At 66.0% G+C, this 238-nt stretch carries 1 protein-coding gene; it reads right to left on the bottom strand.

Annotated features, from left to right (window positions below; genetic code table 11):
• Positions 1-238 (bottom strand): winged helix-turn-helix domain-containing protein (locus tag SB816_RS34750; protein ID WP_410548593.1); only part of this gene is annotated, 238 nt, incomplete at both ends.

Raw genomic sequence — 238 nt, 5'->3', positions numbered from 1 at the left:
GTCTTGATCAGGTCGCGGCTCGCGCCGAGCGCCTTGCGCAACGCCGCGACATGCACCTGCAGCCGGTTTTCCTCGACGATCAGGCCGGGCCAGACGGCATCCATGATGTCGTCCTTCGACACGACCGAACCGCTCGCGCGGTGCAGCACTTCGAGGATGTCGAGCGCACGCGCGCCGATGCGCAGCGACGCGCCGTGACGACGAATGTCCCGCTGCTCGAAATCGACCGACAAAGTAC

The organism is Achromobacter sp. SIMBA_011, assembly GCF_046535435.1.
Taxonomy (GTDB): domain Bacteria; phylum Pseudomonadota; class Gammaproteobacteria; order Burkholderiales; family Burkholderiaceae_B; genus Achromobacter; species Achromobacter dolens.
Note: the sequence above shows the minus strand (reverse complement) of the source record. Positions and strands in the feature narration are given on the sequence as shown.